Origin of the sequence: Christiangramia portivictoriae DSM 23547 (genome assembly GCF_000423045.1) — a bacterium.
GTDB lineage: Bacteria > Bacteroidota > Bacteroidia > Flavobacteriales > Flavobacteriaceae > Christiangramia > Christiangramia portivictoriae.
Genome location: NZ_AUHF01000001.1, coordinates 1059868 through 1070606, shown reverse-complemented (window position 1 = coordinate 1070606; position 10739 = coordinate 1059868). Strand labels below are relative to the sequence as shown.

Sequence of the window (10739 nt, the reverse complement as noted above, 5' to 3'; positions counted from 1 at the left end):
TTTCTTTTTTCAAAAGCTTCCCTACCTTTACTCTCTCAGCCAGTTCTTAGAACGTCGCTTCGTTTTCAAAGCGGGTGCAAATATAAAACTACTTTCGCTCTCCAGCCAAATAAAATTTAAAGAAATTTAATTTTTATTTTTTTTGCCTTAGACCAACAATAGCCTACCCTTTACATATCTTTCAGTGAACTTTCGCCTTGCTCTCAAAGCGGCTGCAAATATACACTAACTTTTTTCTTTCCACCAAACTAAAATTTGAAAAATTTTAATTTAATTTTTGATCAGTCAATATCTATCAAACACCCCATCATCACTACTCTCAACGAACATTCGCCTTGCTCCGAAAGCGGCTGCAAATATACACCCCATTTTTAATTACACAATGACTTTCAGAAGAAAATTATAAAATAAATACAAGATTAATTATAAAGGATTGAACTTCAGAAGCATCGAAATGCAAATAAACTCTAAAATACATTTCCGAAGATATTACACAGCATTCTATACTATATAGGTACGTATGTATTGTGCAACCAAATTCAACACCTTATCTTTGCGACTTCGTAAAACAAAGATATAATGATCAAGATCACTCTGCCAGACGGAAGTATTAAAGAGTTCGAAAAAGGCATTACTCCAATGGATGTTGCCAAAAGTATAAGCGAAGGACTTGCAAGGAATGTAATTTCAGCAAAGTTTAATGATAACACCGTAGAAACCACAACACCTTTATATACAGACGGCGATCTTGTGCTCTTCACCTGGTCTAACGATGAAGGTAAAAAAGCATTCTGGCATTCATCTTCTCATGTAATGGCGCAGGCCATTCAGGATCTTTATCCTGGAGCCAAACTAACTATAGGACCCGCGATTGATAGAGGTTTTTACTATGATGTGGATTTTGGAGAGAAAAAGATCTCCGAAAACGACTTTAAGAAGATCGAGGACCGTATGCTGGAGATTTCCCGTGGTAAACATGACTTTTCATTAAGATCGGTTTCCAAAGCTGATGCATTGGAGTTCTATAAAAAAGAAAACAATCCTTTCAAGGTAGAGCTAATCGAAAATCTTACTGATGGTGAAATTACCTTCTGTGATCATGATACCTTTACAGATCTTTGCCGCGGTGGTCATATTCCAAATACAGGAATCATCAAAGCAGTAAAGTTAATGAGTGTCGCCGGTGCATACTGGAGAGGTGATGAAACCAATCCGCAATTAACCAGAGTATACGGTATATCATTTCCGAAGCAAAAAGATCTGAAAGAATATTTGACGCTCCTGGAAGAAGCCAAGAAAAGAGATCATAGAAAATTAGGAAAGGAACTGGAATTATTCACTTTTTCTCAAAAAGTTGGACAGGGTTTACCATTATGGTTACCAAAGGGTGCAGCACTTAGAGAAAGACTTGAGAACTTTTTGAAAAAGGCTCAGAAGAAAGCCGGCTATGAAATGGTAGTAAGTCCGCACATTGGTCACAAGGAACTTTATGTAACTTCCGGCCATTATGCAAAATATGGGGAAGATAGCTTTCAGCCAATTTCGACTCCCAATGAAGGTGAGGAATTTCTTCTGAAACCTATGAACTGCCCGCATCATTGTGAAATGTATAATGCGAGTTCATGGAGTTATCGTGATCTTCCGAAGAGATTTGCAGAATTTGGCACTGTATATAGGTATGAGCAAAGTGGAGAATTGCATGGTTTGACGCGGGTTAGAGGTTTTACTCAGGATGATGCCCACATCTTCTGTATGCCGGAGCAACTGGATGAAGAATTTAAGAAAGTAATCGATCTTACCTTATATGTATTCTCATCTTTAGGTTTTGAAGACTTTACAGCGCAGGTATCTTTGAGAGATCCTGAGAAAAAGGATAAGTACATAGGATCTGACGATGTTTGGGAGAAAGCGGAATCTGCGATATTAAGTGCTGCGGAAGAAAAAGGCCTAAATTACGTCATTGAAAAAGGCGAAGCAGCCTTCTACGGACCAAAGTTAGACTTTATGGTGAAGGATGCCCTGGGAAGAAGCTGGCAACTTGGAACCATCCAGGTAGACTATAATCTGCCAGAGCGTTTTGACCTGACATACAAGGGAAGTGACAATGAGTCACATCGCCCAGTAATGATCCACCGTGCCCCGTTTGGAAGTATGGAGAGATTTGTCGCTATTCTACTTGAACATACCGGAGGTAATTTTCCTCTTTGGCTTATGCCGGAGCAGGCTATTATTCTCTCGCTCAGCGAGAAATATGAAAATTACTCACAAAAAGTTTTAAATTTACTTGAAAATCACGAAATTCGCGCCCTTGTAGATAACAGGAATGAAACTATAGGGAAGAAAATTCGGGAAGCCGAAGTAAATAAATTTCCGTATATGTTGATTGTTGGTGAGCAGGAAGCCAAAGATGGTACGATTTCTGTTCGTAAGCACAGTGAAGGAGATTTGGGAACGATGAAGATCGAAGATTTTGCTAATTTGATTAATACAGAAATCAATAGTACCTTAAAGCCTTTCAAAACAGAAGTTTAATTAAAATTTTAAGCCATAGCTATACGTAGAAAAAAACCGAACAGGTTCGGTCGACAAAAAGAAGAGCAGCACCGAATCAACGAGAAGATCAGAGCAGACGAAGTACGCCTGGTTGGTGATAACGTAGAAATGGATGTGTATCCTGTAAAGAAAGCTCTTGCAATCGCAGAGGAACAGGGTCTGGATCTTGTAGAGATCTCTCCAAATGCGAAACCACCAGTGGTAAAGGTCATGGACTATAAAAAGTTTCTTTATGAACAAAAGAAACGTGAAAAGGCCATGAAAGCCAAAGCCAGTAAAGTCGTTGTTAAAGAAATTCGATTTGGTCCTAATACAGACGATCATGATTACGAATTTAAAAAACGTAACGCAGAGAAATTCTTGAAGGACGGTGCAAAGCTAAAGGCTTTTGTATTTTTCAAAGGACGATCTATTGTGTTCAAGGATAAAGGAGAGATCCTTCTTCTAAGACTTGCGCAGGATCTTGAGGAACTTGGAAAAGTAGAACAGATGCCAAAACTTGAAGGAAAAAGAATGACAATGTTTCTTTCTCCAACCAAGAAATCGAAATAAAAGAATAAGAGAGTTAATTATAAAAAGAGGACAGTAATGCCTAAGATGAAAACTAAATCCAGTGCCAAGAAGCGTTTCAAGCTAACAGGTACCGGTAAGATTAAAAGAAAGCACGCGTTTAAGAGTCATATCTTAACAAAGAAGTCTAAGAAACGTAAGCTAGCCTTAACTCACAGTACTTTGGTACATGAAGCAGATAAGGAAAATATCAAACTTCAATTACGTTTAAAGTAAATTGAAGCTCTTGAGGTTTAATTAATTATTTAACCATGGAGTTGGGCAACACTTAACTTGTAGCATATCGCTAAAAATTAAGGACGTTAGAAGTGTCGCTGTTCGACCGCCTACTACAAAAAAATTTAAAAATATGCCAAGATCAGTAAACTCAGTTGCCAAAAGGGCACGTAGAAAAAAAGTTTTAAAGCAAGCAAAAGGATATTTTGGACGTCGTAAAAACGTTTGGACTGTTGCTAAAAATGCGGTTGACAAAGCTATGCTTTATGCATACAGAGACCGTAAAGCTAAAAAACGAAACTTCCGTTCTTTATGGATTATGCGTATTAATGCTGCAGCCAGACAAGAAGGATTATCTTATTCTCAATTTATGGGTAAAATCAAAACCAGTGAAATTGGATTGAATCGTAAGGTTCTTGCCGATTTGGCGATGAATCACCCAGAGGCTTTTAAAGCAATTGTAGAAAAAGTAAAGTAAACAATTATACTCTCTTATAAGAAAATCCCGCAATTGCGGGATTTTTTGATTATGATGATATCAAAGATTCACTACAATTCTTCTTCTCCATAGATAGTGAGCACCAGTTTCCTGGAACCTCCTGAGTTTCTATGCTCACACAAATAGATTCCCTGCCAGGTTCCCATGTTAAGTTTTCCATTAGTAATAGGAATTTGTAAAGAAGGTCCGGTGAGAGAAGACTTGATATGCGCAGGCATATCATCACTGCCCTCAGTAGTGTGCTTGTAATATTCCTGATTTTCCGGAACCATCTTATCAAAATGACTACGGAAGTCTTCCCGTACTGTTGGATCTGCATTCTCATTAATGGTCAATCCGGCAGATGTGTGTTTTATAAATATCTGCAAGAATCCAAATTTAAAGTCTTCTATTTCAGAACAATGATTTAAAATTTCATCGGTAATTAAGTGGAAACCACGTTTGCGTGGTTTTAAGCGCATTTCAGTTTGATAAATTTCCATTCAATCTTTTTAAGTTTTCTGTTCCTTTTTCTTAGCTGCCGGAAATAGCACATTGTTTAGAATTAGCCGATATCCTGCTGAATTAGGGTGCAACTGCAGTTCTGTCTTGGGATCGCCTACCCTATGTTGATAATCTTCAGGATCATGTCCGCCATAAAAGGTAAAAAAACCCTTGCCCTTGACACCATGAATATATCTTGCTTCCCCATTCAGTTTTGACTCGCCCATAATCAGGACACCAGGTTTGATCGTTTCCGGATCGTAACTTGTGGTTTGCCCCATAAATCCTTTGACCAGTCGGGTATGATTTTGTGTAAGCATTGTAGGGACAATATCCCATTTCGCCGAGTAATCCATCAAAGTAAAATAATCATTCTCCTTCTCTATTTGTCTTTTCGAAGTCATGTCTATGTTTGAAAACTCATAAACCAAAGGACTTCTTTCTAAAATAAAATTGGTAAAAGCGAAGCTACGATCATAATTCAACTTGGTTTGGTACGCGGGTTCACTGGGATCACCATCAAACATAGTTTCGGCGATGTCCACTCCATCTGCGGCCAAAGCGATGTCAAAACTATCTGTAGCACTACACATCGCAAACATAAATCCACCTCCCTGCACATATTCACTTATTCTTCTGGCAACTGCCAGTTTCTCTTCTGAAACTTTTGCGTACCCCAACTCATTTGCGAGCCTTTCAGCTTCTTTCTTATCCTCTATATACCAAGGAGTCGTTTTAAAACTGCGATAAAACTTCCCATATTGTCCAGTAAAATCTTCGTGGTGCAGATGAAGCCAGTCATACAATAACAGGCCGTCTGCAAGAACTTCCCGATCATAAATGGTCGTATAGGGTATTTCGGCATAACCAAGTGCCATAGTAACGGCATCATCCCAGGGTTTATTTCCCTGCGGACTATAAACTGCGATTTTAGGTGCTTTTTCCAATGGCACCGACTCCATATTCTGGGAAGGGCTACTTATTTCCTGAAGGACACTTTCAGCCTCCTGATTGCTAATGACTTCGAAGGAAACTCCTCGAATCTGGCATTCCTTCTGGAGTTCCGGATGATCGGAAACCAGAAATGAACCACCCCGGTAATTAAGGAGCCAATTCACCTTGAAGTTTTTCTGAAGGGCAAAATAGACCATCCCATATGCTTTCAGGTGATTGGTTTGTGTACTTGCATCCATGGGAATAAGTACTTTTGAAGCATGAGCAGTAGTGCTCATGATAAGCAAAAACAAAAAAAGCAAAGTAGTTTGAAGTACTTTGCTTTTTATCAAATTATTCGAATGTTCTGTTTTGCTGATCTCCTTCAGTTTATGATTTTTAAAATGGAACGTCGCTATCATCATCCTCACTATTCATTGAACTTCCAAATGCTTCATCTGCACTTGGATTTGGTAAATTGAAATTTCCGAAGTCATCCCCATCACCGCTATTCATGCTTGAAGGGATTTCAGAAGGAAAACTAAAGTCTTCTAAATTATCGAATTTACCAAGTTCTCCAATAAACTTTAGACGAATATTTTCCAATCCACCGTTACGGTGTTTGGCTACAATGAACTCACCCTGACCCTGGGTAGGAGTTCTTTCTTCATCATCCCACTCCTCTATCTTGTAATATTCAGGACGATAAATAAAGGACACAATATCTGCATCCTGCTCGATCGCTCCAGATTCTCTAAGGTCAGATAGTAACGGTCTTTTACTTCCACCACGTGTTTCCACAGCACGGGAAAGCTGTGAAAGTGCTATGACAGGTACGTTCAATTCTTTTGCCAGGGCCTTTAAGTTTCTGGAAATCATGGAAATTTCCTGTTCACGGTTTCCACCTTTCTGCCCACCACCTGCAGTCATTAATTGCAGGTAATCTATCACAATAAGTTTTATCCCGTGTTGGGACGCTAGACGCCTGGCCTTTGCACGTAGATCGAAAATGGAAAGTGACGGAGTATCATCAATAAATAAAGGCGCTTTTTCAAGATCTTTCACCTTAACATTCAATTGTTCCCATTCGTGTTGCTCCAGTTTCCCGGTTCTCAGTTTTTCTGATGAAAGTCCGGTTTCTGAAGAGATCAAACGGGTGATCAACTGTACCGAAGACATCTCCAGTGAAAAGAATGCAACCGGGAAGCCCTGATCTACTGCAATGTTTCGAGCCATAGACAGCGTAAGCGCTGTTTTACCCATACCTGGACGGGCAGCAACGATAATCAAATCTGAAGGTTGCCATCCTGAGGTGAGTTCATCAAGCTTGTCAAATCCTGACGGTACACCACTAAGACCTTCTTTATTGGAAATTTCCTGAATTTTCTTCTTTGCCTGGATAACCAAAGATTGAGCGGTTTCAGTAGAACGCTTGATGTTTCCCTGGGTTACTTCGTACAGTTTGGATTCTGCTGAATCCAAAAGGTCAAATACATCTGAACCTTCATCAAATGCTTCTTCAATTATTTCATTGGAGATCTTGATAAGTGATCTCTGAATATATTTCTGTAAAATGATACGTGCATGGAACTCAATATGCGCACTACTGGACACCTTTTGCGTAAGCTGGATGAGATAATAGTCCCCGCCAATCTTATCAAACACCTTATCCTTCTTCAGCTGATTGGAAACGGTTAATAAGTCAATTGCTTCTGAAGCATCGAATAACTTTTTAATCGCGTCATAGATCAACTTATGGGAATTTTTATAAAAAGCATCGGGTACCAGAATATCAATGATTTCATCGACTCCTTTTTTGTCGATCATCATAGCACCAAGCACAACCTCTTCTAAATCAACTGCTTGAGGCGGAACTTTACCTTTTTCCAGGCTTACCACGTTCGTTTTCTTGTAGGTTATATTCTGAGGGGAGGTGATTTTTTCCATAGGTACGAAAGTAAAAAAAATGTTAAGACAATCTTAAGTAGAATGCCCTGAGGTACTCAACAGGTAATGAACAATTCACTTGTTGATAACTTCAAATTTATGTTGATAAGACAAAAAAATCCGGAATTTAAATGCCGGATTTTCTAACGATGATGTATAAATAAAGCAGTTAGCCTTTAAACACTCCCATGTCCAAATATTTATCCATTCTTTTTTCTACCAATTGTTCTGGTGATAAGTTTCTGAACTCAGAATAAGCTTTGGTAATTGAAGATTTTACCGTATCGAAAATCTCTTCTCGATTGCTGTGTGCACCTCCTAAAGGTTCCTTTACGATCTCATCAATAAGCTTCTGCTTTTTCATGTCTGTAGCCGTAAGCTTCAAAGCATCTGCAGCAATTTCCTTGTATTCCCAGCTTCTCCATAGAATGGAAGAACAGCTTTCAGGAGAAATTACAGAATACCAGGTATTTTCGAGCATCAGTACTTTATCTCCAACACCTATTCCTAGGGCTCCACCACTGGCACCTTCACCTATAATCACTACGATGATTGGCACCTTAAGTCTTGTCATTTCCAGAATATTTCTCGCGATCGCTTCTCCCTGTCCACGCTCTTCAGCTTCGAGACCAGGATAAGCTCCGGGAGTATCTACAAAACATACCACAGGAACATCGAACTTTTCAGCAGACTTCATCAAACGAAGCGCTTTTCTATAGCCTTCAGGATTGGCCATCCCGAAATTACGATACTGCCTGGTTTTGGTATTATAGCCTTTTTGCTGACCAACGAACATAAAACTTTGATCCCCGATCTTTCCAAGACCTCCAATCATCGCCTTATCATCCTTTACATTACGATCACCATGCAATTCCAGGAAAGTATCTCCACAAATTGCATTTATATAGTCTAAAGTATAGGGTCTGTTTGGATGCCTGGACAGCTGAACTCTCTGCCAGGGTGTAAGATTCTTATAGATCTGTTTTTTTGTTTCGTTGAGTTTCTTCTCAATTTGCTTACAGGTGGCTGTTACGTCTACATCACTTTCCTCGCCAATATTACATGCTTTAGCATATTGTTCTTCCAGCTCCTTGATAGGTTGTTCAAATTCTAAATACTCCATATTTCTTATGGTTGTTAATTTAAATAGCTCACAAATATAACAACTTTGAAAGGATAGAAATGACTGATAAAGTTTAAATTTTCAACAGATCTGTATTAGCGCTTCGCGCGAATAAGCAATACGACGGCGAGAATCCCAAATACGATATTGGGAAACCATACGGCGATCAAGGGTGAGAAAGTAGACTGCTCTGCCATGGTTCCAAAAACCTTATCGAAAAAGATAAAAATAAAAGCGAGACATATTCCCACGGCAAGATTCACTCCCATTCCTCCTCTCCTTTTGAAAGAGGCAACTGCAACGGCGATGATAGTTAGAATAAATGCAGAAATTGGAATACTCCAGCGCTTATAGGCCACTACCTCGTATCGGTTTATATTACCCGAACCTCTCCTCTTTTCTTTCGAAATAAATTCCTTGAGCTCTGTATAATTCAAGGTTTCTGCGATGTAAGATTCCGGAGTTAGCTCATCAAATTCAAATGGCAGAATGGTATCCAGTGTTCGGTAATTAAATATGCTGTCACCTTTGGCGCCAATAATTCGTTTATCTGCCATCGTGAGCCTGTAGGTACTGTCCTCTGGATTGTAGCGCAGGCCCGAAGCACTTATTTTAAAATTAAGTTCGTTGTCCTCAAAGTGTTCCAACGTAAAGTTTCGTGCAGAATTTGAACTTGGTGAAAAGTGGTTGGCGTAGATGAATTCGTTGTCATTGATCTGCCGGTAAACATCGTTAGTTTCCCTGGTTTCCTGCCCGTGTTTCAAATATCTGTATTTGAATTCATTGAATCCTTTGCTGGCTTGTGGCGCCAGATACATGGAAAGGATCAGGGCGCCAATACAGACTATGGTCGCACCAATCAAATAAGGTCTCAGAAACCGGTAAAATGATACTCCGCTACTTAAAAAGGCAACGATTTCTGTATTCATTGCCAGTTTTGAGGTAAACCAGATAACCGATAAAAACAGGAATATTGGAAATAGCAGGTTTGCGAAATAGACGGTAAAGTCCAGATAGTAATAAACCACTTCGATAAAAGGCACTTCGTTATCCAGGATCTTATCGATCTTTTCAGCAAGATTTACAGTGATACCAATGGGAATGAACAACAACAGCATCATGCTGAAGGTTCCCAGATATCTTTTAAGTATATACCAATCAAGAATTTTCAAATTCCGGAATTATAGTCGTTTATCCATTTGCTTTACCATCTTATCCTTCCACTGTGTGAAATCTCCGGCTAATATATGCTTTCTGGCTTCTCTCGTCAACCACAGGTAGAAACTAAGATTATGAATACTTGCAATTTGCCTGCCAAGCATTTCATTTACTGTAAACAGGTGTCGAACATATGCTTTGGAATATTCAGAATCTACAAAACTAACACCTTCGGGATCAATAGGTGAAAAATCATCTGCCCATTTCTTGTTCTTAATATTGATAGTTCCCTGGGATGTAAACAGCATTCCGTTACGTCCATTTCTTGTGGGCATCACGCAATCGAACATATCTACTCCAAGAGCGATGTTTTCAAGAATATTTATTGGTGTTCCCACTCCCATTAGATAACGTGGCTTGTCTTCCGGTAGTATCGCTGTAACTACTTCAGTCATAGCATACATCTCGTCTGCCGGTTCTCCAACAGACAATCCTCCTATGGCATTTCCCTCTGCCCCTGCGTTTGCGATATATTCCGCAGATTGCTTCCGAAGATCTTTATAGGTGCTCCCCTGTACGATGGGGAAAAGCGTTTGTTTATAATCATAAATTTCAGGTGTTTTCTCGAGGTGATTGATACACCTGTCCAGCCAGCGATGCGTCATATGCATTGATCTTTTTGCATAATTATAATCACATGGATACGGAGTGCACTCATCGAAAGCCATGATGATATCAGCTCCAATGGTACGCTGAATTTCCATTACATTTTCCGGAGTGAACGTGTGGTAAGAACCATCTATATGAGATTTGAACTTTACCCCTTCTTCTTTGATCTTTCTTCTTGCTGAAAGAGAATAAACCTGGTAACCACCACTATCTGTAAGGATGTTCCGATCCCAGTTCATGAATTTATGAAGTCCCCCGGCTTTCCTGAGAATCTCGGTTTGTGGTCGAAGGTACAGGTGATACGTGTTTCCCAGGATAATATCTGGATTGATATCTTCCTTGAGTTCACGTTGATGTACGCCCTTTACGGTCGCCACCGTTCCCACCGGCATAAAAATAGGAGTTTCGATCTTTCCATGATCTGTGGTAATACTTCCGGCACGTGCTTTACTACCGGCATCGGTAGATAAAAGTTCAAATTTCATCTGGTATTTAATATATTACTTAACGGTTAGCTGAAATTCGCCAAAAAAACCTGAGTTGAACTAAAGTTCTTGAATTGGCTCCTTTCATAGTTCCGTTTAATCG

Annotated in this window: 10 protein-coding genes; 4 read left to right on the top strand and 6 right to left on the bottom strand. The window is 39.5% G+C overall.

Features of this window, described 5'->3' with window-relative positions; all coding sequences use genetic code 11:
* Positions 1 to 579: 579 nt before the first annotated feature.
* The 4 genes from thrS (at position 580) to rplT (ending at position 3817) form a co-directional block, all read left to right on the top strand.
* Complete coding sequence (thrS, locus tag G529_RS0105070; RefSeq protein WP_026914514.1) at positions 580 to 2532, top strand: threonine--tRNA ligase; 1953 nt, start codon at positions 580 to 582, stop codon at positions 2530 to 2532.
* Positions 2533 to 2553: 21 nt separating this feature from the next.
* Positions 2554 to 3105: a translation initiation factor IF-3 gene (infC, locus tag G529_RS0105065; RefSeq protein WP_084509743.1), complete on the top strand. Its 552-nt coding sequence runs from the start codon at positions 2554 to 2556 to the stop codon at positions 3103 to 3105.
* Between the two features lie 36 nt (positions 3106 to 3141).
* Complete coding sequence (gene rpmI, locus G529_RS0105060) at positions 3142 to 3339, top strand: 50S ribosomal protein L35 (RefSeq protein WP_026914512.1); 198 nt, start codon at positions 3142 to 3144, stop codon at positions 3337 to 3339.
* 133 nt (positions 3340 to 3472) lie between these two features.
* Positions 3473 to 3817 carry a 50S ribosomal protein L20 gene (gene rplT / locus G529_RS0105055; RefSeq protein ID WP_026914511.1) on the top strand — a complete coding sequence of 115 codons (345 nt, stop codon included), beginning with the start codon at positions 3473 to 3475 and terminating at the stop codon, positions 3815 to 3817.
* 71 nt (positions 3818 to 3888) lie between these two features.
* Here rplT and G529_RS0105050 read toward each other — a convergent pair whose 3' ends face one another.
* The 6 genes from G529_RS0105050 to tgt form a co-directional block, all read right to left on the bottom strand.
* Positions 3889 to 4320 carry a secondary thiamine-phosphate synthase enzyme YjbQ gene (locus tag G529_RS0105050; RefSeq protein WP_026914510.1) on the bottom strand — a complete coding sequence of 144 codons (432 nt, stop codon included), beginning with the start codon at positions 4318 to 4320 and terminating at the stop codon, positions 3889 to 3891.
* A gap of 9 nt (positions 4321 to 4329) precedes the next feature.
* Entirely contained in the window at positions 4330 to 5553 is a 1224-nt protein-coding gene (locus G529_RS0105045) for a hypothetical protein (protein WP_051201357.1), read from the bottom strand.
* Positions 5554 to 5653: 100 nt separating this feature from the next.
* Positions 5654 to 7201, bottom strand: coding sequence for a replicative DNA helicase (gene dnaB / locus G529_RS0105040; RefSeq protein ID WP_026914508.1), 1548 nt, complete (start codon positions 7199 to 7201; stop codon positions 5654 to 5656).
* Between the two features lie 169 nt (positions 7202 to 7370).
* Complete coding sequence (locus G529_RS0105035; RefSeq protein WP_026914507.1) at positions 7371 to 8324, bottom strand: acetyl-CoA carboxylase carboxyltransferase subunit alpha; 954 nt, start codon at positions 8322 to 8324, stop codon at positions 7371 to 7373.
* A 95-nt stretch (positions 8325 to 8419) separates the two neighbouring features.
* The gene (locus G529_RS0105030; protein ID WP_026914506.1) at positions 8420 to 9496 is read right to left on the bottom strand and encodes an LptF/LptG family permease; all 1077 of its coding nucleotides are present in this window, start codon (positions 9494 to 9496) and stop codon (positions 8420 to 8422) included.
* 9 nt (positions 9497 to 9505) lie between these two features.
* The gene (tgt, locus tag G529_RS0105025; RefSeq protein ID WP_026914505.1) at positions 9506 to 10636 is read right to left on the bottom strand and encodes a tRNA guanosine(34) transglycosylase Tgt; all 1131 of its coding nucleotides are present in this window, start codon (positions 10634 to 10636) and stop codon (positions 9506 to 9508) included.
* Positions 10637 to 10739 lie beyond the last annotated feature (103 nt).